This is a genomic window from Pseudomonas sp. GW823-FHT06B06 (assembly GCF_058795195.1).
On the sequence record NZ_JBXAHO010000042.1, the window covers coordinates 33215 to 54112 of the forward strand.

The 20898-nt window shown below is 61.0% G+C and carries 17 protein-coding genes; 13 read left to right on the forward strand and 4 right to left on the reverse strand.

The window, feature by feature from the left end; genetic code table 11:
• Positions 1-135: 135 nt before the first annotated feature.
• From algK to AC1Q8Q_RS27275, 12 genes are all read left to right on the forward strand, one after another.
• Positions 136-1515, forward strand: coding sequence for an alginate biosynthesis TPR repeat lipoprotein AlgK (gene algK / locus AC1Q8Q_RS27220; RefSeq protein WP_020796864.1), 1380 nt, complete (start codon positions 136-138; stop codon positions 1513-1515).
• Entirely contained in the window at positions 1512-3002 is a 1491-nt protein-coding gene (locus tag AC1Q8Q_RS27225) for an alginate export family protein (RefSeq protein WP_020796865.1), read from the forward strand. Before algK ends, AC1Q8Q_RS27225 begins: the two co-directional genes overlap by 4 nt.
• 26 nt (positions 3003-3028) lie before the next feature.
• Positions 3029-4633 carry a mannuronan 5-epimerase AlgG gene (algG, locus tag AC1Q8Q_RS27230; RefSeq protein ID WP_492615735.1) on the forward strand — a complete coding sequence of 535 codons (1605 nt, stop codon included), beginning with the start codon at positions 3029-3031 and terminating at the stop codon, positions 4631-4633.
• 10 nt (positions 4634-4643) lie between these two features.
• Entirely contained in the window at positions 4644-6107 is a 1464-nt protein-coding gene (locus AC1Q8Q_RS27235; protein ID WP_020796867.1) for an alginate O-acetyltransferase, read from the forward strand.
• Between the two features lie 8 nt (positions 6108-6115).
• The gene (locus tag AC1Q8Q_RS27240) at positions 6116-7240 is read left to right on the forward strand and encodes a mannuronate-specific alginate lyase (protein WP_020796868.1); all 1125 of its coding nucleotides are present in this window, start codon (positions 6116-6118) and stop codon (positions 7238-7240) included.
• 199 nt (positions 7241-7439) lie between these two features.
• Positions 7440-9005: an MBOAT family O-acyltransferase gene (locus AC1Q8Q_RS27245; protein ID WP_020796869.1), complete on the forward strand. Its 1566-nt coding sequence runs from the start codon at positions 7440-7442 to the stop codon at positions 9003-9005.
• Positions 9006-9016: 11 nt separating this feature from the next.
• Positions 9017-10192, forward strand: coding sequence for an alginate O-acetyltransferase (locus AC1Q8Q_RS27250; RefSeq protein ID WP_020796870.1), 1176 nt, complete (start codon positions 9017-9019; stop codon positions 10190-10192).
• 17 nt (positions 10193-10209) lie between these two features.
• Positions 10210-10866 (forward strand): alginate O-acetyltransferase AlgF, encoded by a 657-nt coding sequence (locus tag AC1Q8Q_RS27255; protein ID WP_042955313.1) that lies wholly within the window; start codon positions 10210-10212, stop codon positions 10864-10866.
• Between the two features lie 219 nt (positions 10867-11085).
• Positions 11086-12537 carry a mannose-1-phosphate guanylyltransferase/mannose-6-phosphate isomerase gene (locus tag AC1Q8Q_RS27260; protein WP_020796872.1) on the forward strand — a complete coding sequence of 484 codons (1452 nt, stop codon included), beginning with the start codon at positions 11086-11088 and terminating at the stop codon, positions 12535-12537.
• A 291-nt stretch (positions 12538-12828) separates the two neighbouring features.
• Positions 12829-13293 (forward strand): hypothetical protein, encoded by a 465-nt coding sequence (locus tag AC1Q8Q_RS27265; protein ID WP_033044341.1) that lies wholly within the window; start codon positions 12829-12831, stop codon positions 13291-13293.
• A gap of 33 nt (positions 13294-13326) precedes the next feature.
• Positions 13327-14151 carry an SDR family oxidoreductase gene (locus AC1Q8Q_RS27270; RefSeq protein WP_151140504.1) on the forward strand — a complete coding sequence of 275 codons (825 nt, stop codon included), beginning with the start codon at positions 13327-13329 and terminating at the stop codon, positions 14149-14151.
• A gap of 104 nt (positions 14152-14255) precedes the next feature.
• Positions 14256-14645: a DUF4440 domain-containing protein gene (locus AC1Q8Q_RS27275; RefSeq protein ID WP_168757258.1), complete on the forward strand. Its 390-nt coding sequence runs from the start codon at positions 14256-14258 to the stop codon at positions 14643-14645.
• A gap of 3 nt (positions 14646-14648) precedes the next feature.
• Here AC1Q8Q_RS27275 and AC1Q8Q_RS27280 read toward each other — a convergent pair whose 3' ends face one another.
• The 4 genes from AC1Q8Q_RS27280 to AC1Q8Q_RS27295 all read right to left on the reverse strand — a co-directional run bounded on the left by AC1Q8Q_RS27280 (position 14649) and on the right by AC1Q8Q_RS27295 (position 19549).
• Entirely contained in the window at positions 14649-15503 is an 855-nt protein-coding gene (locus AC1Q8Q_RS27280; RefSeq protein ID WP_020800722.1) for an efflux RND transporter periplasmic adaptor subunit, read from the reverse strand.
• A 24-nt stretch (positions 15504-15527) separates the two neighbouring features.
• Complete coding sequence (locus tag AC1Q8Q_RS27285; protein ID WP_007896379.1) at positions 15528-15728, reverse strand: DUF1656 domain-containing protein; 201 nt, start codon at positions 15726-15728, stop codon at positions 15528-15530.
• The gene (locus AC1Q8Q_RS27290; protein ID WP_151140498.1) at positions 15718-17910 is read right to left on the reverse strand and encodes an FUSC family protein; all 2193 of its coding nucleotides are present in this window, start codon (positions 17908-17910) and stop codon (positions 15718-15720) included. The genes AC1Q8Q_RS27285 and AC1Q8Q_RS27290 overlap by 11 nt, the downstream gene beginning before the upstream one ends.
• 139 nt (positions 17911-18049) lie before the next feature.
• Positions 18050-19549 (reverse strand): efflux transporter outer membrane subunit, encoded by a 1500-nt coding sequence (locus tag AC1Q8Q_RS27295; RefSeq protein ID WP_033044517.1) that lies wholly within the window; start codon positions 19547-19549, stop codon positions 18050-18052.
• Positions 19550-19730: 181 nt separating this feature from the next.
• Here AC1Q8Q_RS27295 and AC1Q8Q_RS27300 point away from each other — a divergent pair, with 181 nt between their 5' ends.
• Positions 19731-20699, forward strand: a complete 969-nt coding sequence (locus tag AC1Q8Q_RS27300) for a LysR family transcriptional regulator (protein WP_020800725.1) — start codon at positions 19731-19733, stop codon at positions 20697-20699.
• Positions 20700-20898 lie beyond the last annotated feature (199 nt).

Consider the following 20898-nt stretch of genomic DNA (forward strand, 5'->3'; position numbering starts at 1 on the left):
GAGGACATGCCTGTGACGATTCCACCAATCCTCAGAACACCAAAAGCCCTGTGGGAGCGAGCCTGCTCGCGAAGGGCTCAGCGCGGTCTGTCTGATGCACCAAGTGGTCTGCTTCGCGAGCAGGCTCGCTCCCACATGGGATCTCTGTGTGCAGTAGCATTGGCAGTCAGCCTGGCGGGTTGCGCCGGCCTGCCCGACCAACGCCTGGCCAACGAAGCGCTCAAGCGTGGCGATACCGCCACCGCGGCGGCGAACTACCAGCAACTGGCGGAGCTGGGCTACAGCGAAGCCCAGGTCGGCCTGGCCGATATTCAGGTCGACAGCCGCGACCCGGCGCAGATGAAACAGGCCGAGGCGACCTACCGCGCCGCCGCCAGCGTTTCACCGCGTGCCCAGGCACGCCTGGGTCGCCTGCTGGTGGCCAAACCTGGTTCAACCGAAGCTGAACAGCACGAAGCCGAAGGCCTGTTGAAAAAGGCCTCGGCCGCCGGTGAAGGCAACACCCTGATCCCGTTGGCGATGCTGTATCTGCAATATCCGCACAGCTTCCCCAACGTCAATGCGCAACAGCAGATCAGCCAATGGCGCGCCGAAGGCAAACCGGAAGCGGGTCTGGCGCAGGTGCTGCTCTATCGCACCCAAGGCACCTACGACCAGCATCTCGATGAAGTCGAAACGGTCTGCAAAGCCGCGCTCAACACCACCGACATCTGCTACGTCGAACTGGCCACGGTCTACCAGAAACAAGGTAAACCGGAACAACAGGCCGAGCTGATCAAGCAGATGCAGGCGGCGCACAGTCGCGGCACCGTCTCCGCCCAGCGGGTGGACAGTGTGGCTCGCGTGCTCGGCGATGCGAGCCTGGGCAAGACCGACGAAAAAACCGCGCAGTCGCTGCTCGAAGAGATCGCCCCCGGCTACCCCGCTTCCTGGGTCAGCCTGGCGCAACTGCTCTATGACTTCCCGGAACTTGGCGATGTCGACCAGATGATGAAGTACCTGGACAACGGCCGCGCCGCTGACCAACCGCGCGCCGAGCTGCTGCTGGGCAAGCTCTACTACGAAGGCAAGATGGTCCCGGCCGACGCCAAGGTCGCCGAGGAACACTTCCAGAAAGCAGTCGGCCGCGAAATCGCCGCCGATTACTACCTCGGCCAGATCTATCGCCGAGGCTACCTGGGCAAGGTCTACCCGCAGAAGGCCCTCGACCACCTGCTGACCGCTGCGCGCAATGGCCAGAACAGTGCCGACTTCGCCATCGCCCAACTGTTTTCCCAAGGCAAAGGCACCAAGCCTGACCCACTCAATGCGTACGTGTTCAGCCAGCTCGCCAAGGCCCAGAACACCCCGCAAGCCACCGAGCTTGCGCAAACACTTGAAGCCCAACTGCCACCTGCGCAGCTGGCCCAGGCCCAACGCCTGTTGAAACAGGAACAGGCCGTTCGCGGCAACTTGAGCCAGAACACGCTGCAACTGCACGCCCTGCAAGAAGAAGACGGCGAGGAATCCCTATGAAGTTGAATCCATTCATGAAGGCCGGTATCGGCCTGACGTTCGCGCTGATCTGGTCCTGCCCGACACTGGCGGCGATGACAGAAGAAACCAAGAACTACGGCCTGGACGTGAAAATCACCGGCCAGTCCGAGGACGACCGTGACCTCGGCACCCAGAGTGGCGGCGACGTCAACGGCCTGGGCCTGGACTTGCGCCCTTGGGTGTATGGCGAGAGCGGCGCGTGGAGCGCGTACGCCATGGGCCAGGCCGTGACGTCAACAGACATCATCGAGACCGACACCTTGCAGGAATCCGCCAGCGATGGCACGCAGAATACCGACAACAGCGACCGCAAAACCAAGAAGAACTACCTGGCGATGCGCGAGTTCTGGGTCGGCTACAGCGGCTTCACGCCCTACCCCGGCGAGATCCTCAAACTCGGTCGCCAGCGTCTGAACAACGATGACGGTCAATGGCGTGACACCAACATCGAAGCCCTGAACTGGACCTTCGACACCACGCTGTTGCGCGCCAACGCCGGTATCGCCGAACGCTTCAGCGAGTACCGCACCGATCTCAAGGAACTGGCACCCAAGGACAAGGACCGCCTGCACGCCTACGCCGATGCCGAATACCAGTGGACACCAGGTCATTGGGCCGGCATCCGCGGTCATCACACCCACGATGACGGCAAGCTGGACTACGCGCAGCCAGGGGTTGCCAGTGATTCGCTGGACAAGAAACAGAACGGCGACATCAGTTGGCTGGGCCTGCAGGCCAACAGCGACGCCTATAACTGGCGCAACACCAACACCTTCAACTACTGGGGCAGCATCACCGGCATGAGTGGCGACCGCGATACGGTCAACCCGCTGAACGCCGATGGAACCGCCCCCGCGCAACCCAAGAGCAGCGGCAATGTCGATGGCTGGGCTACCGACCTCGGTGTACGCCTGCGCCTGGATCCGCAATGGCAGGTCGGTGCCGCCTACGCCCGTGCCAGCGCTGATTACGAACAGAACGGCCTGGAAAGCAACCGCTCGAACTACACCGGTACCCGCTCGCGGGTGCACCGTTTCGGCGAAGCCTTCCGTGGCGAAATGAACAACATGCAATCGGCCACGCTGTTCGGTTCATGGATGCTTAACGACGAATACGACGCCAGCCTGATCTACCACAAATTCTGGCGTGTCGACGGTAACAAGCCGATCACCAGCGACGGCATTGACGCAGTGCAGAACAACACCGACGACGTTACCGGCGCCGTACTGTCCAGCACCTCCCTGCCGCTCAACGATGGCGACAAAGACCTCGGCCAGGAAATGGATCTGGTAGTCACCAAGTACTTCAAGCAAGGCCTGTTGCCGGCGGCGTTGAGCCAGAAGATCGATGAACCTTCGGCCCTGGTGCGCTTCCGCGGCGGTGTGTTCAAACCGGGCGATGCCTATGGCAAAGAAGTCGATTCGTACATGCACCGCGCGTTCGTCGACGTGGTCTGGCGCTTCTGATGCACATTGCGAAGGGAGTCTCCCAGATGAATCATCAAGCCATGAAAGGCTCGATCAGCCTGTTGGCCGGCGCGTTGCTACTGGCCAGCGCGGCCAGCTTCGCCAACGCAGCGCAGGCCAATGTGGAGTCGGCGGCGCCTCAAGCAACCAAGTCGGCCACCATGGCCAAGGGACTGCAACACGCCAGGACCTACACCGTCAGCAGCGCGCCGGTCGCGCCGCTGGAGTTGGCCAAGCCGAAACTGCCGGACACCTCGGGCTACACCGCCGAGGCGATCGCCGCGAAAATCGTGCGCACAAAGGCCGGCAAGATCAGCGTGCGCCGGATGATGCAAGAGAACGCCCTGAAGGACTTCATCGGTGGCGACAACAAGATGGCCGAGTGGGTGGTGCGTCAGCACGGCATCCCACAGGCGATCTTCGTCGACGACGGCTACATGAACCTCAAGGACCTGGCCAAGAAGCTGCCCAAGCAGTACTTCAGCGAAACTTCGCCGGGCGTATTCCTGGCCAGATTGCCGATCGTCGTGGGTGAGAAAGGCATCCTTGAAATCGACCAACAGACCCAGGAACTGCGCCTGTCCCAGGAGGCCGGGTCGTTCCTGGTCAACGACGGCCAGTTGTTCGTGCGTGATACCAAGGTCACTGGCTGGAGCGAGAAGGCGAACGGCCCGGCGGCCTTCAAGTCGCCCAAGGAATTCCGCCCGTTCCTGCTGGCCTGGGGTGGCACCGAGACCTACATCGCCAACAGCAAGATGGCCAGTTTCGGCTACGCCAACAGTAAGTCCTACGGTGTGAGTATTTCCCAGTACACGCCGAACATGGCGAAGGTGCTCAAGCGTCCTGAACCGACCGGCTGGATCATTGGTTCCGAATTCTCGGACATGTGGTACGGCTTCTACTGCTACGAAACCCGCGATTTCGTGGTCAAGGGCAACACCTACAAGGACAACATCGTCTACGGCATTGACCCGCATGACCGTTCCCATGGCCTGATCATTGCCGACAACACGGTGCATGGCACGAAGAAGAAGCACGGGATCATCATTTCCCGTGAGGTCAACGACAGCTTCATCTTCAACAACCGCAGCTACGACAACAAGTTGTCGGGCATCGTGATCGACCGTAACAGCATCAACAACCTGATCGCCTACAACGAGATCTACCAGAACCACACCGACGGCATCACTCTCTACGAGAGTGGCGACAACCTGCTGTGGGGCAACAAGGTGATCAGCAACCGGCGCCATGGCATCCGCGTTCGTAACAGCGTGAACATCCGCCTCTACGAAAACATCGCCATGGCCAACGGCCTGACCGGCGTCTACGGGCACATCAAGGACCTGAGCGACACCGACCGTGACATCAAGCTCGACCCGTTCGACGCCCAGGTGTCGCTGATCGTGGTCGGCGGTGAACTGGCGGCCAACGGCAGTGGCCCGCTGTCCATCGACTCGCCGTTGAGCGTCGAGTTGTATCGCGTGTCCATGCTCGCACCGACCAAAACCAGCGGCATCAGCTTCACGGGGATCCTCGGCGAGCGCCAGGATGAAATTCTCGACCTGCTGGTGCGCCAGCAGAAAGCCGTGCTGATCGACCCTGTCGAACGCCAGACCGAAATGCGGGACTGAGGATAATTTTATGCACCCACACTTGATCAAATTACTCAGCCTGTCGGCCCTGACCGCCGGCATTCTCGCCGCCAGCGGCGGTGTGCGAGCAGACGATGCTGCCGGTAACGTAAGTCCACCGAAATTCAGCGCCGAACCGTGCTGCAGCCTGTGCCCCGCGGCCCACGATCCGAAGAACTACACCACGCGCTACCAGCAGAACTTCACCACCCTGGTGCAGGCTCAAGGCGACTGGTTGTTTCGTACCCAGGAAGACTTGCGCACCGAATTCGACACCACGCCCGCCGGCTACAAGCGCATGAAGCAACTGCACGATGCGTTCAAGAGCAAAGGCGTGGAACTCGTGGTGGTTTATCAACCCACCCGTGGCCTGGTGAACCGCAACAAGTTGAACCCGGCAGAGAAAGCCAGCTTCGACTTCGACAAGGCATTGAAGAACTACAAGACCATGCTCGGCCGCTTCGCGCAGATGGGTTACGTGGTGCCGGACCTGTCGCCGCTGACCAACGAACAGCTGCCCGAGACCCTGCCCGCCCACGACTTCTACTTCCGTGGCGACCAGCACTGGACGCCTTATGGCGCGCAGCGCACGGCGAAAATCGTGGCCGAGAAGGTCAAGCAGATTCCGGCCTTCGCCGACATTCCCAAGCGCGAATTCGAGACCCACAAGTCGGGTCGCATGGGCAAGAACGGAACGTTGCATAACATGGCCGGTCAACTCTGTGGCACCAGCTATGCGGTCCAGTACATGGATCAATTCACCACCGAACCCAAGGGTGAGGCAGGTGATGGCGATCTGTTCGGCGAATCCGGCAATCCGCAGATCACCCTGGTCGGCACCAGTCACAGCGGCAAGAACTACAACTTCTCCGGTTTCCTCGAAGAGGCCATCGGCGCCGATGTGCTCAACGTAGCCTTCCCCGGCGGCGGCCTGGAAGGTTCGATGCTGCAGTACCTGGGCAGCGACGAGTTCCAGAAGACTCCACCGAAAATTCTCATCTGGGAATTCTCGCCGCTCTATCGCCTGGACCAGGAAACCATCTACCGCCAGATGATGGCGCTGCTGGACAACGGTTGCGAAGGCAAGGCTGCACAGTTGTCCGGCAGCACCACCCTGAAACCTGGCAAGAACGAACTGATGGTCAACAGCAAAAACCTGAATCTGCAAAACAGCAGTCACCAGGTCGACATCCGCTTCGCCGACACCTCGGTGAAAACCCTGCAAGCCACCCTCTGGTACATGAACGGGCGCCACGAGGACATCAAGATCGAAAAACCGGAAACTTCCGACACCGACGGGCGTTTCGCCTTCGAGTTGCGCACGGACGAAGACTGGGCCTCGCAGAATCTGCTGGCCGTCGAAATCCAGGGGCCTGAAAAAGCAGGCGCCGCGCCACAGAAAGTCGAAGCGAAAGTCTGCAAACGCAACGTATTCCCGGACGCTGGGCAACGTACCGCTTCAGCCGGGCAATGAGGTCTGCTATGCGAAATCCGAACTTGAAAAAACTGTTGGCGCCGACGCTTTTGAGCCTGGCGATGTTCGCCGGCGCAACTCAAGCCGCGGCGCCATTGCGTCCGCCGCAGGGTTACTTCGCGCCCATCGAGAAAGTCAAAGCCGGCGACAAGAGCGAAGACTGTGATGCGATGCCGACACCGTACACCGGCTCGCTGCAATTTCGCAGCAAGTACGAAGGCTCGGACAAAGCGCGTTCAACGCTGAACGTGCAATCGGAAAAAGCCTTTCGTGACAGCACCGCCGACATCACCAAGATCGAGCGCGGTACCAGCAAGCGCGTCATGCAGTTCATGCGCGATGGTCGTCCGGAACAGCTGGAATGCACGTTGAACTGGTTGACTGCATGGGCCAAGGCGGATGCCTTGATGTCCAAGGACTTCAACCACACCGGCAAGTCGATGCGCAAATGGGCATTGGGCAGCATGGCGTCTTCGTACATCCGCCTGAAATTCTCCGACTCCCGTCCGCTGGCCAACCATCAGCAGGAGTCGCAGCTGATTGAGGCCTGGTTCAGCAAGATGGCCGATCAGGTGGTCAGCGACTGGGACAACCTGCCGCTGGAAAAAACCAACAACCACTCGTACTGGGCAGCCTGGTCGGTGATGGCAACGTCCGTCGCCACCAACCGCCGCGACCTGTTCGACTGGGCCGTCAAGGAATACAAGGTCGGCGTCAATCAGGTCGACGCCCAGGGATTCTTGCCCAACGAACTCAAGCGCCAGCAACGGGCGCTGGCCTATCACAACTACGCCCTGCCGCCGCTGGCGATGATCGCCAGTTTCGCCCAGGTCAATGGCGTGGATCTGCGCCAGGAAAACAACAGCGCGCTCAAGCGCCTGGGTGATCGCGTGCTGGCCGGGGTGAAAGATCCTGACGAGTTCGAAGAAAAGAACGGCAAGGAACAGGACATGACCGACCTGAAGGTCGACTCGAAATTCGCCTGGCTCGAACCGTTCTGCACGCTCTACACCTGCTCGCCGGATGTGCTGGAGAAGAAGCACAAGATGCAACCGTTCAAGACCTTCCGCCTCGGCGGTGACCTGACCAAGGTCTATGACCCGGCGAACGAGAAGGGTAACAAAGGCAGTTGAGTCAACGCTGATCGTTCCCACGCTCTGCGTGGGAATGCAGCCCGTGACGCTCCGCGTCACATGCCGAAGCGGACGCAGAGCGTCCATTGAGGCATTCCCACGCAGAGCGTGGGAACGATCATGTATCTCTCCGGATTTTGCGGGGGGTTTGGGGGGGCCGTTGGCCCTTGAATGTAGTTTCAGACAAGGAGAGATCGGGATGGTGTTTTCATCCAACGTGTTCCTGTTTTTGTTCTTGCCGATCTTTCTCGGCTTGTACTACTTGAGCGGGCAACGCTATCGCAATTTGCTGCTGCTGATTGCCAGCTATATGTTCTACGCCTGGTGGCGTGTGGACTTCCTCGCACTGTTCGCGGCGGTCACGCTGTGGAACTACTGGATCGGCCTGAAAGTCGGTGCCGCCGGCGTCAGGACCAAACCGGCGCAGCGCTGGCTGCTGCTGGGCGTTGCCGTCGACCTGTGTATCCTCGGCTACTTCAAGTACGCCAACTTCGGCGTCGACAGCATCAACGCCATGATGACCTCGGTCGGTCTTGAGCCATTCATCCTGACCCACGTGCTGCTGCCGATCGGTATCTCGTTCTACATCTTCGAGTCCATCAGCTACATCATCGACGTCTACCGTGGTGATACCCCCGCGACTCGCAACCTGATCGACTTCGCAGCGTTCGTGGCGATCTTCCCGCACCTGATCGCCGGTCCCGTGTTGCGTTTTCGCGACCTGGCCGACCAATTCAACAACCGCACCCATACCCTCGACAAGTTCTCCGAGGGCTGCACGCGGTTCATGCAGGGTTTCATCAAGAAGGTCTTCATCGCCGACACCCTCGCGGTGGTGGCTGACCATTGCTTCGCCCTGCAAAACCCGACCACGGGTGATGCCTGGCTCGGCGCCCTCGCCTACACCGCGCAGTTGTACTTCGACTTCTCCGGCTACAGCGACATGGCCATCGGCCTAGGCTTGATGATGGGTTTCCGCTTCATGGAAAACTTCAAGCAGCCGTACATCAGCCAGTCAATCACCGAGTTCTGGCGCCGCTGGCACATCAGCCTGTCGACCTGGCTGCGTGACTACCTGTACATCACCCTGGGCGGTAACCGCAAAGGCACGCTGACCACCTATCGCAACCTGTTCCTGACCATGCTGCTCGGTGGCCTTTGGCACGGTGCGAACATCACCTACATCGTCTGGGGTGCGTGGCACGGCATGTGGCTGGCGATCGAGAAAGCCATCGGCCTGAACACTTCACCGCGCAGCTTCAACCCGATCCGCTGGGCACTGACCTTCCTGCTGGTGGTGATGGGCTGGGTGATCTTCCGTGCGGAAAACCTGCACGTGGCCGGTCGCATGTACGGCGCCATGTTCAGCTTCGGCGAATGGTCGCTGTCGGAACTCAACCAGGCCAGCCTCACCGGCTTGCAGATCGCAACCCTGATCGTGGCCTACGTAACCCTGGCGTTCTTCGGCCTGCGTGATTTCTACAGCAATCAGCCACCGGTCAAGACCAAGCCTGCGGTGAACGTCGATGCAGACGGTCCGGCCGCCGCAACAGCCGGCACGATCAAAGCCGTGCCTGGGGATAACCCGGCGAGCATCCACCAGCCTGGCTACACCGTCGGCGTCGAAGCCCAGGTGCAACCGGCCTACTGGACTGCTGACTGGTCACGCTACGCAATGCGTGCCCTGGTGCTGCTGCTGTTCATCGCCTCGATTCTCAAACTCTCGGCGCAAAGCTTCTCGCCGTTCCTTTACTTCCAGTTCTGAGGGATCTGACCATGACCCGCTCATTACGCATCTTCTACATCGCCCTGTTCCTGGTGACGCTGCTGGCCCTGGGCCTGTGGTCGGTCCGCAGCTTCCTCGGCTTCAGCACCAACGCCGATGCGACAGTGCTCAACGGCCGCTGGACCAAGGCCGTGGAGACGCACTACGACGAGGAATTCCCGATCAAGCGCCTGGGCACCAACCTCTGGGCCGCGCTGGATTTCAAACTGTTCAACGAAGGTCGTCCTGGCGTTGTGCTCGGTCGCGACCAGTGGCTGTACAGCGATGAAGAATTCCATCCGGTCGTCAACGAAGAGCTGAACCTGCAAGGCAACTACGCGCTGGTCGAAGGCGTGCGTCAAACCCTGAAGGACAAAGGCGTGAAACTGGTGATGGCGGTGGTTCCGGCCAAGGTGCGCCTGTACCCGGAACACCTGGGTGAGGCGAAACCGGCCAGCATCCACGCCAACCTTTACCAGGACTTCCACAAGCGCCTGGCCGCTAACCGCATCCTTGCCCCTGATTTGCTGGGCCCCTTGCAAGCGGCCAAAAACGACGGCAAGCAAGTGTTCCTGCGCACCGACACCCACTGGACTCCGGAAGGCGCCGAGGTTGCCGCCGATCGCCTGGCCAAGACCATTGCCGACAAGTACCCGCTGAGCGGCGAACCGCAAGACTTCGTCACCGAGCCTGCGGAAAAAATCACCCACAAAGGCGACCTGCGCCTGTTCCTGCCGCTGGACCCGCTGTTCGAAAACCTGATGCCGGCGCAAGAGCCTTTGCAGAAGCGCAACACCGTTGCCGCGCAAGACCAGCCGGCTGGTGACGATGCCCTGTTCGCCAACACCGAAGTACCGGTTGCGCTGATCGGCACCAGCTACAGCGCCAACCCGAACTGGAACTTCGTCGGCGCGCTGAAACAAGCCCTGCGCAGCGACGTGGTCAGTTACGCCGAAGACGGCCACGGCCCGATCCTGCCGATGCTCAGCTACCTCAAGAGCGACGCATTCAAGAACAGCCCGCCACAAGTGCTGATCTGGGAGTTTCCTGAACGTTATCTGCCTGTGAACAACGAAATCGGCGACGCCGACCCGCAGTGGGTCGCAGAGCTTAAACAAGCCGGTGCCCGCCAACAAAACGTAGCCGCAAACACTAAATCCGAGACGCCCGACCGGGCGCAAAACTGAAAGAGAGAGGTACTACCATGACTTTCAAGACTACTCCTCGCCGTCTCGCCAAGACTTTTGCTCTGGTTGCTGGTATGAGCGTGCTTTCGATGCAAGCGTTCGCCGCTGGCGACGCCGCGCTGTACGGCCCGACCGCACCAAAAGGCTCGTCCTTCGTGCGCATCTACAATGCCAGTAACGCCGAAGTCAGCGCCACCGTCGGCAGCACCAACCTGAGCGATGTCGCGCCACTGTCCAGCAGCGACTTCAGCTTCATGCCGGGCGGTGACTACAGCGCCAAGGTCGGCAGCCAGACGCTGCCGGTGAAACTGGCCGGCGACCACTATTACACCCTGGTCAACAACGCCAGCGGCGCCCCGCAACTGATCGAAGAGCCGCCGTTCCGGAACAAGCAGAAATCCCTGGTACGCGTGCAGAACCTCAGCGACAAGGCGCTGACCCTGAAAACCGCCGACGGCAAGACCGACGTGGTCCCGAACGTGGCCGCCAAGGGCCGTGGCGAGCGTGAAATCAACCCGGTGAAGGTCAGCCTGGCGCTATACGATGGCGCAACGAAAGTTGGCGACGTGAAGCCAGTCGCCCTGGAACGCGGTGAAGCCGCGGTGCTGTACGTCACCGGCAGCGGCAGCAGCCTGTCGCCGGTCTGGGTAAAACGCCCGGTATCGACGCGCTAATCATTTTTTCCAGAGGATGAAACACAGTCCCCTGTAGGAGCTGCCGCAGGCTGCGATCTTTTGATCTTCAATGATTTTCAAGAACGTCAAAGATCAAAAGATCGCAGCCTTCGGCAGCTCCTACCCAGGACAGTCAGCCTTTGGACACGGAACAAGAACAAGAGTGAAACGACACAGCGTTCGTAGCTCTAACCAAACGATTTTCAAGGAGTAACAAACATGATTCCGGTGATCTTGTCAGGTGGTAGTGGCTCACGTCTTTGGCCGCTTTCCCGTAAGCAATTCCCGAAACAGTTCCTGGCCCTGACCGGCGAGCACACCCTGTTCCAGCAAACCCTGGAACGCCTGGTGTTCGACGGTATGGACACACCGATCGTGGTCTGCAACAAGGACCATCGCTTCATCGTCAACGAGCAACTGGCCGCTCGCAAACTGGAAACCCAGCGCATCCTGATGGAACCGTTCGGCCGCAACACTGCGCCGGCCGTGGCCCTGACCGCGATGATGCTGGTCAACGAAGGTCGCGACGAGCTGATGCTGGTACTGCCGGCCGACCACGTGCTGGAAGACCAGAAAGCCCTGCAACGCGCCCTGGCGTTGGCCACCGTCGCCGCCGAAAACGGCGAAATGGTGCTGTTCGGCGTACCGGCCACCAAACCGGAAACCGGTTATGGCTACATCAAGTCGACCAACGATTCGCTGCTGCCCGAAGGCGTCAGCCGCGTTTCGCACTTCGTCGAAAAACCGGACGTCAAACGCGCCACCGAATATGTCCAGTCCGGCGGTTACTTCTGGAACAGCGGCATGTTCCTGTTCCGCGCCAGCCGCTTCCTCGAAGAGCTGAAGAAACACGACCCGGATATCTATGACACCTGCCTGTTGACCCTGGAGCGCAGCGCTCAAGACGCCGACACCGTCAGCATCGACGAAGCCACGTTCGCCTGCTGCCCGGACAATTCCATCGACTATTCGGTGATGGAAAAGACCCAGCGCGCCTGCGTCGTGCCATTGACTGCAGGCTGGAGTGATGTCGGCTGCTGGTCGTCGTTGTGGGAAGTGAACGCAAAAGATGCCAATGGCAACGTCACCAAAGGCGACGTGGTGATCCAGGACAGCAAGAATTGCATGATCCACGGCAACGGCAAGCTGGTCTCGGTGATCGGCCTGGAAAACATCGTCGTGGTCGAGACCAAGGACGCCATGATGATTGTCCACAAGGACAAGGTCCAGGGCGTCAAGCAGATGGTCAACACCCTCAACGAACAGGGCCGCAGCGAAACCCAGAACCACTGCGAAGTCTATCGTCCATGGGGCTCCTACGACTCGGTGGACATGGGCGGGCGCTTCCAGGTCAAGCACATCTCGGTCAAGCCGGGCGCGTGCCTGTCGCTGCAGATGCACCACCACCGCGCCGAGCACTGGATCGTTGTCAGCGGCACGGCTGAAGTGACCTGCGATGAGAATGTGTTCCTGTTGACCGAAAACCAGTCGACCTACATTCCGATCGCTTCGGTTCACCGTTTGCGCAACCCGGGCAAGATTCCGCTTGAGATCATCGAAGTGCAATCGGGCAGCTATCTGGGCGAAGACGATATCCAGCGCTTTGAAGATATCTACGGTCGCACCGCGCCGATCGAGAGTGGCGTTTCGGTAAAGACCATCGCGCAGTAAGCGAGCGCTGAAATAAAAGCCCCCGCCCGGTTCACTGCGTCCCCTATCCGCAGTGAGTTGGGCGGGGGCTTTTTTTTCCGGGGTTTTGTGTTGTCAGACCTGGCCCCTTCGCGAGCAGGCTCGCTCCCACAGGGTTTTGAGTCGGTCACAAACTTTGTGGTCAACTCCGGTCCACTGTGGGAGCGAGCCTGCTCGCGAAGGGGCCAGCACATCCACCGCAAATCTCACCCATCGCCAACCTCCCCCACGCTTAGGTAGGATGACCCTCTATCCCCCCGAGGTTTGCGCATCATGTTCATCGGTGTCCTGCTGGTCATCACCTGGCTGATCCTGTTGCTGCGCTATCCGGCCAAGGCCTTGCCGGTGTCCATGGCGGCTGCCTTGGGCCTGGGCATCGTCGCTACCTGGGTCATCTGGATGGACCACCGCGAGCTCAAGCAACTGGAGCGCCTGGAATTGCGCATCAGCTACGCACCGCAACACTGCCCGGCAGACCGACCGCTGCAACTGACCCTGAACAACGGCAACGATGTACCGCTGACCGAATTGCGCTGGCGTGTTGCCGCTTATGCACCGGGCGACACGGTCAATCTCGCCGACAATCAGTACACCGCCCCACGCTACCGCGGACCTGGCGAATTGCAGGCCGGTGGCAACTGGGAAGACTGCTTGCCGCTGCCGCCCCTGCGGCCCGGCTATCGCCCGGAAACTTTGGAGTTTCGCGCCGAGCGTTTGCAGGGTAGTTTCTCGGACTGACCTCACCTTACCTTTCCGCACAAGGACCGCGCCATGCCCGTTGCGTTGATTACCGGATGTTCCAGCGGCATCGGCCGCGCCCTCGCCGATGCGTTCAAGGCTGCTGGCTACGAAGTCTGGGCCAGCGCCCGCAAGGCTGAAGATGTCGCAGCGCTGACCGCGGCCGGTTTTATCGCCGTGCAACTGGACGTCAACGATGGCCAGGCACTCGAACAGTTGAGCGAACGCATCAACCAGCAACATGGCGGCCTCGATGTGCTGGTCAACAACGCCGGCTACGGCGCCATGGGGCCGTTGCTCGATGGCGGTGTGCAGGCGATGCAGCGTCAGTTCGAAACCAACGTGTTCGCCATCGTTGGCGTGACCCGTGCGTTGTTTCCCGTGTTGCGACGGGCCAAAGGCATCGTGGTGAACATCGGCAGCGTTTCGGGGGTGCTGGTCACGCCGTTTGCAGGTGCTTACTGCGCGTCCAAAGCCGCGGTGCATGCCCTGAGCGATGCCTTGCGCATGGAACTGGCACCCTTTGGGGTGCGGGTCATGGAAGTCCAGCCCGGTGCCATCGCCTCCAGTTTCGCCAAGAATGCCGGCCACGAAGCCGAGCAGTTGATCAGCGAACAATCGCCGTGGTTCCCGTTGCGCGAAGGTATCCGGGCACGGGCCAAGGCCTCCCAGGACAACCCGACACCGGCCAGTGAGTTTGCCGCCGGATTGCTCAAGGCCGTGCAGCAGAGCAAGCCACCGCGCCTGCTTCGATTGGGCAATGGCAGCCGGGCATTGCCGTTGATGGCAGGGTTGTTGCCCAAGGGCTTGCTGGAGTCGGCGTTGATGAAGCGGTTCGGCTTGCGCGGGCAGCTCTGAGCCCGGGTCGACACCTTCGCGGGCAAGCCCTGTGCATGACCTCTGGGAGCGAGCCTGCTCGCGAAGGCGCCAAAACAGACTCCACAGAATTCAAGGAATCAAACATGACCGACTACAACGAATACTTCGACGAAGTGATCCAGGCGCACGTCGCCATCGAACAATGGCTGGCCAAGGAACGCGACCCGGCCGAACTCGAACAATTACTAAGGCGTTTTTCGCCACAGTTTTCCATGGTCTCGCCGTTGGGCCGGGTGCTGGATTTCGATGCGTTGAACGAGTTGTTCCTGATGGCCGCAGGCAAGAAGCTTGGGTTGCGCATCGAACTTGGCGAGTTGAGCGGCATTGCCTTGCACAACGGCGGCGCAATCGTGAGTTACCGAGAACAACAGACCGATGCCACCGGCCTGCATTCCGATCGCCGCTCGACCGTGGTGTTCGAGAAGGTAGAAGGCAAGATTCTTTGGCGGCATCTGCATGAGACGTTTTGTTGAAACCTACAATGCGTTGACAACCACCGTACAGGTAATCCCCGCCGCCAACAGCACGCCCTCCGGCACTTCATCGATGTGAATCCGCACCGGCACGCGCTGCGCCAGGCGCACCCAGTTGAAGGTCGGATTCACGTCGGCAACCAGCTCGCGACTTTCCGGATTGTCGCGGTCGTAGATGCCTCGCGAGATGCTTTCCACATGGCCCTTGAGCACTTCACCGCTCATCAGTTGCATGTCGGCCTTATCGCCCACGCGCACGTGGGGCAGTTTGGTTTCTTCGAAGAAGCCGTAGACCCAGAACGAGTTCATGTCGACCACGGCCATCTTCGCTTCGCCGATGCGCGCGTAATCGCCGCGATGCACATTCAGGTTGGTCACGTAGCCGTCGACGGCTGCACGCACTTCAGTGCGCTTGAGGTTGAGTTCGGCGGCTTCCAGTTGGGCCTGGGCGTGCTGGTAGTCGGCCAGGGCCGAGTCGGCGAGGTTGCTGGCGTCGTCGCGGTTTTCCCTGGAGATCACCAGGTTGTCCATATCGGCGCGGCGATGGGCATTGACCTTGCGCATCTCCCAGGTGGCCTTGCGCGACGCCACCAATGACTGCGCCTGCTTGACCGCGAGGCGGTAGTGCTCGGGGTCGATCTGCATCAGCAAGTCGCCCTTCTTCACCAACTGGTTATCGCGCACGGGCACGTTCACTACTTCGCCCGTGACATCGGCGGCAACGTTGATGATGTCGGCGCGCACCCGGCCATCGCGGGTCCAGGGGGTGTTCATGTAGTGCTCCCACAGGGAGCGACCGATCCATATCGCGAGGGCCAGCACCAACAAGGTCGCGAGTAGGCTGAAAAGCTTTTTCATCAGGGCATTCTCAGTGGTAGAGAGTCAACGGTAGACAGTCAGCGCCAGGGCGCCGAACAGACAGGTAAAGAGGCTCAGGCGCAGCAGCGCCGGGTGCCAGAAGAAGCGGTACAGGTCGAAGCCGGACAAAAATCGGTCCAGTGCCCAGGCCAACGCCGCCGCGATGAAAAACATCAGGGTCATGGTCGGCATGTACACGCCGTGGAAGGCGATTTCACGAGGCATGTTCAAGTCCTTTGGGCTTGGTATTGGCGTAGGCGGTGAGCGGTGATTGCGGGTCGAGCAACGAGGTGCGGATAAAGTGCAGGTAGCTCTTGACCCGGCGCAGCGCCGACGTGTCGAAGTGCGGGGCAAAGGGTTCGTCGGTAGCTTGTACGCGGCTGATGGCGTGATCGACGGCGATCAGGGCGCGCTCCAGATTGCTCTGGCCCGGTTGCAGGAACAGCCGCACCAGCGAACGGCCCATCACACGGATCGACTGGCGCCATGGCTGGGACTCGGCGTACGCCGGATGCACCGGCAGGATCGCCTGCTCCTTGCGCAACTCGATGATGGCGTGCCCGACCTCCAGTACCACGAACATCCAGCGCAGCAGATCGCGCTGGACCTGTGGCTGCCCCGCCGCGAAGCCGTAGGCCTGATGCACCAGGTCGCGGGTGCGGCTTTCGAAACGCGACGCCAGCCCCTTGAGCTTGCCGCTGATGGCGTAGACCACCTGGCCACGCAAGTCCTGCTCCAGGCGCCGCCACAGCCAGCGACTGTTCGGCGGCAGAATGATCGCGCCGGCCGCCGCGCACACCAGCATGCCAAGCACCATGGCGATGTAGTCGTTGATGAAGGTGTACGGGTTGTAGACCGTGAGGTTGTCCGGCACCGAACCGGTGCTGAAGAAGATCAGCAAGCCGAGGCCGACACCGGCATATTGCGGCCGCGAGCTCAGGAATGAACCGAGCACGATCACCGGTGCGAGCATCACACACAGCAACGGGAAGCCGTCGATCCAGGGGAAGATAAAAAACATCTCGACGAAACCGATCAGCGCCCCGAGAAACGTCCCGCAGGCCATCTGGAACGCCATGCGCTTGGGGTTCGGCGTGGCGGCGGACAAGCCGACGGTGGCGGCGGCGATCAATGTCATGGTCGCCCCGCTCGGCCATGCCGTCGCCACCCAATAACTGCCCAGCACCACCAGGATGAATGCGGCCCGAATCCCCGAGGCGGCCGACACCAGCCAGTTGGTTTGCGGTGTGAACGGTTCGTCCCAGCGCTCGCGTTCATGGCTGTGATCGGCCAGGGATGCGTGGGTCTGTGCATAACTGTGCAAGTCGTCGACGAAGCGATAGAGCAATTCGTACGCCGTGTGGAAGTCCAGCAGCTCGGCATCGCTCGGACCGCCCTCCTGGAAGATCGCGCGCAGGCTTCGTACCCGCGCCGGCAAACCGGCCTTGTAGGCTGTCAGCGCAGTGACCAGGCGCGCCGCGTCGGCACTGGTCAGCGCACGGCCGCTAAAGCCATCGAGCAGTTCGGCGAGGTCTTGCAAGCCTGGTTTGATGGCCGCCACGGCGTGATCGGTGTCACTGCTGCGCAGGCGTTCGAGCAACTGGTGCAAGGCGTTGAAACGCGTGGTGATCCCCATGAACTCGCTGTTCAAGCGGCTGAGCCGACCGTTGCGCCGACGCATGTGCGGGTCTTCGAACACGGTGACGCTGCGCAGCCCTTCCAGGCCCACCGCTTCGGCGATGAAGCGCACGTTACCGGCCTCGAAGGCCTCGCGCTGACTGCGACCGCGCAAACCATCGGTGACGAACAGGGCAAATACCCCGAAGCGCTGATACAAGGCATTGCGCATCGCGGCACTGGCGGTTTGCGGCAAGATCGCGGCGCTGACCAGGGTCGCGCAGAGAATCCCCAGGGAGATTTCCAGCACCCGCCAGACCGCCGCCATGAACGCACCGTCTGGATGGGCCAGCGCTGGCAACCCGACCATCGCGGCGGTGTAGCCGGCCAACACAAAGCCGTAGGCGCGGAAGTTGCGGCAACGCGCCGCGCCGGCCGAGCAGATACCCACCCAGATCGCCAGCGAACCGAGGAACAGTTCGGTGTTCTGCGCAAACAGGGCGATCAACGCCACCATCACCGTCGAACCGGCCAAGGTGCCCAGAAAGCGATAGAAACTCTTGGCGAACACCTGGCCGCTTTGCGGCTGCATGACGATGAACACGGTGATCATCGCCGTTCGCGGCTGCGGCAATTCCAGGCGCATGGCCAGCCACAGGGTCAGGAAGGCTGCGATCAATACCTTGAAAATGTAGACCCAGGTCACGCCGTCGCTGCGTGCCCAGTCGAAGAAACCCCGGCGCCATTCAAGGGAGTACAGCCAGCGCAAGGGTGCGGGCAAGGGCGTCATCAGATCCTGCTCATTGGATAAAAGGTCAGACTCAGTACCTGTGGGAGCGAGCCTGCTCGCGAAAGCGGTGTGTCAGGCGACAACTTCTTTGACTGACAAGGCCTCTTCGCGAGCAGGCTCGCTCCCACTGGGGTTATGTTCAACGCAAAAGGACCGGGGTTTTCGGTGCAGCGGTCTGGCTGTCTTTCGGCACATCGTTGCCTGCACCGAGCCCGCCGCCCAACGCCGTCACCAACTCGGCATGGGCGCTGAGGCGCGCTGCCTGCACCTGCTGCTGCACCTGCTGCTGCTTGAACAACAGCGTCTGCGCATTGAGCACGTTGAGGTAATCGGTGAGCCCGCGCTGATAAGCGATCGTCGCGATGTCATAGGTTCTCTGTGCAGTGGCAACCGACTCGGCGGCGAAGGCCTGCTGCTTGTCCATGGACTCGCGACGAATCAACTGGTCAGAGATGTTCTTCAGGGCATTGACCAGGGTCTGGTTGTACTTGGCCACGGCAATGTCATAACCCGCCGAAGCCTCGCCCAGCTCCGCGCGCAAACGGCCGCCGTCGAAGATCGGCAGGGATATCGCCGGGCCGACGCTGTAGTTGAGCTTCCTGCCGGTCAGGAACTCCAGCGCCCCGCCACCGGTGGCCATGTAGCCCAGGCTGCCGACCAGATCGACGTTGGGATAGAAGCCTGCATGCGCCACGTCGATGCCCCGTGCTTGCGCCGCCACTTGCCAGCGGCTGGCGACAACGTCCGGACGTTGCCCGAGCAACTGCGCCGGCAACGACGACGGCAGTTTGAGCGCTGCACCCAGTGACAGGGTCGGCCGTTGCAATTGCGCCCCCTGCCCCGGCCCAAAGCCTGCGAGTGCGGCCAGTTGGTTACGGCTCAGGGCGATTTCCTCGTCCAGAGCATCGATCTGGCGATGGGTTTCCGGCAGGGGCGTCTCGGCCTGGCTGACTTCGAAATGGGTCCCGATGCCGCCGTTCAGGCGCTTGTGCGCCAGATCCAGGATTTGCTGTTGTTGCTTCAATGTCGCTTCGACGATGTCCCGCTGCGCGTAATGCAACGAGAGCTCGATGTAGACGCGCACGATGTTGTTCTGTAATTCGAGCTGCGCCTGACGCGCTTCGGCGACGGTCATGTGGGCCATGTCCACGGCGCGCTCGGTGGCATTGCTTTCACGACCCCAGAGGTCGAGGGCGTAACTGAAGCCCAGCGCGGCGTTGTTGTCCCAGGTCGTGCTGTTGGCCAGATCGCCGGGGCCGTAGAACTGATCGGTGGGCCAGTTGTGGCGCTTGAGGGTGGATTGGCCGTTGATCTGCAACGACTCGGCCGACTCGGCCACACCGGCGATGGAATTGGCCTGACGCACCCGCGCGGCGGCCATGGCCATGGTCGGGCTGCCTTGCACGGCGAGGTCGATCCAGCGATTCAGTTGCGGATCGCCATAAGCCTGCCACCATTGAGCGGTGGGCCAATGCGCATCCTGCGCGGCGCTCTGGATGGCTTCGTCGGTGGCCAGCGAATCAGCCTCCAGCGCCTTGCCCTGCGGGGCGATACCTCCGGTTCCGATGCAGCCGCTGATTACCAGGGTTAAAGCCAGAATACTGAGGGGTTGAAGCGCTCTGCTGATGCGACGCGGCACTGCTGAAAATTCCTGAGGTGGGGAACATAGGAGGGACGGCGCAATTCTAGGGGTGGGTTTTCAACGCGATAAGCTGGGATTCCTGTGAATCTTTGTTACCGTTAACGCGATAATCCCTTTGTAGGGGTCTCCGCCCCTGAAACTTCGTGTCACAATTTGCCATCGAACCCGAGAGCACCCCATGGACACATTGCAAAACATGCGCGCCTTCAGTTACGTGGCCGAGGCCGGCAGCTTCACCGCCGCCGCAGTGCAACTGGACACCACCACGGCCAACGTCTCGCGCGCGGTCTCCAACCTGGAAGCCCACCTGCAAACCCGTCTGCTCAACCGAACGACACGACGCATCGCCCTGACGGAAGCCGGCAAGCGCTATTTGCTGCGCTGTGAGCAGATTTTGACGTACGTGGAAGAAGCCGAAGCCGAAGCCAGCGATGCCCACGCGCGCCCGGCCGGGCAGCTCAAGGTGCACACCATGACCGGCATCGGCCAGCACTTCGTGATCGACGCTATCGCACGCTATCGCAAGACTCACCCGGACGTGACCTTCGACCTGACCATGGCCAACCGAGTGCCGGACCTGCTCGACGAGGGCTACGACGTGTCCATCGTGCTCGCCAGCGAACTGCCGGATTCGGGCTTCGTCTCCCAGCGCCTGGGAATCACCTACAGCATCGTTTGCGCGTCGCCGGCCTACGTTAAAGCCAACGGTTGCGCGCAAAAACCCAGCGACCTGCTGAACCACGCGTGCCTGCGCCTGGTGAGCCCGGTCATCCCCCTGGAAAAATGGGCTTTCGACGGTCCCGACGGGCAGGAAATGGTCACCATCAACAGCTCGCCGTTTCTGGTGAACTCGGCCGATGCGATGAAAACCGCGATCACCAGTGGCATGGGCGTCGGTGTACTGCCGCTGTACGCCGCGATCGACGGTTTGCGTAACGGCACGCTGGTGCGGGTGATGCCCAAGTACCGCTCGCAGGAGCTGAACCTGTACGCGATCTATCCGTCGCGGCAGTACCTGGATGCGAAGATCAAGACTTGGGTGGAGTACCTGCGCGGGTCGTTGCCGGAGCTGCTGGCGGCGCATCAGGCGGAATTGGCGGCGTATGAATTGAGCGGCAGTCTCGCCGGGGCGCGAGTGGCAAACTGAGACGTACTTGAACGAATGGCGATTAAAAACCCGGACCTGGTCCGTAAAGCTGCTGTTCACTTAAGCATGGGGTTGTATTTAAGGACTGGATTGGGGGGATATCCATTGCTGCGGTAACGGCCGCTTATGGTTTCGCCCTTACGGCGAGTCCCTTTTTCAAACGCCGGAGTGCCGGCCCAGCAAAAAGGAACCAAAAGGC